At 78.4% G+C, this 923-nt stretch carries 1 protein-coding gene and 1 pseudogene; one reads left to right on the forward strand and one right to left on the reverse strand.

The genetic code is table 11. From position 1 onward, the window contains the following. A pseudogene (locus JNW98_RS34435) lies at window positions 1-198 on the forward strand (cytochrome P450); the annotation flags it as partial. A gap of 38 nt (window positions 199-236) precedes the next feature. On the opposite strand, the gene JNW98_RS34440 reads toward JNW98_RS34435, so the two are convergent. Next, the coding region (locus JNW98_RS34440) for a GlxA family transcriptional regulator (protein ID WP_223772221.1) at window positions 237-923 on the reverse strand (687 nt) is incomplete at its 5' end.

Raw genomic sequence — 923 nt, forward strand, 5'->3', positions numbered from 1 at the left:
CACCCGGGCTACCTCCCGTTCGGCCACGCGTCCGAGCGCTGCTGGGGCCGGCACATGGTGATGCCGCTGGCCGAGCTGCTCCTCGACCGGCTGCGCGCCGACGGCCTGACCGTCGACCCGCGGCAGGCGAGGGCGGAGGTTCCGCTGGCCGGGCTCCTCGGCGTCGCCGACGTCCGGATCGTGCGCGGGCGGGCCTGAGCCACGGCTCCGCCGGCGTGAGCGGGGCGGCGCCGGCCTCAGCCCGACGGGTCCGCGAAGGCGCGGCGGTACGCGCGCGGGCTCACGCCCGTCGTACGGCGGAAGCGGTCGCGGAAGGCGGTCGGCGAGCCGAACCCCACCTCGGCGCCGACGCGTTCGACCGGCAGCCGGGTGTCCTCCAGGAGCCGCTGGGCCCGCCGGATCCGGGCCCGGTGCAGCCACTGGAGGGGCGTGGTGCCGGTCTGCTCGCGGAACCGGCGGGTGAGGGTCCGGGCGCTGACGCCGGCCCGGGCCGCGATGTCGTCCACGGTGAGCGAGCGGGCCAGGTTCTCGCCCAGCCAGTCGAGCAGGGGCTCCAGCGCGGAGCCCGCCGGGACGGGCGGGTGGTCGTGGACGACGAACTGCGCCTGCCCACCCTCCCGTTCGAGCGGCATCACGGAGAGCCGGGCGGTGTCGGCGGCCACCGCGGAGCCGTGGTCGCGGCGGACCATGTGCAGGCACAGGTCCAGCCCGGCCGCCGCGCCCGCCGAGGTGAGGACGCGCCCGTTGTCGACGTAGAGGACGTCCGGGTCGACGTCGACCTCCGGATGGTCCGCGGCGAGCCGCCCGGCGGCCCGCCAGTGCGTCGTCGCCCGCAGCCCGTCCAGCAGCCCCGCGGCGGCGAGCACGAACGCCCCCGAGCAGATCGACGCGACGCGCGCGCCGCCGGCGGCGGCCCGGCGCAG

Source organism: Streptomyces huiliensis (assembly GCF_020037025.1).
In the GTDB taxonomy this organism is placed as follows: domain Bacteria; phylum Actinomycetota; class Actinomycetes; order Streptomycetales; family Streptomycetaceae; genus Streptomyces; species Streptomyces huiliensis.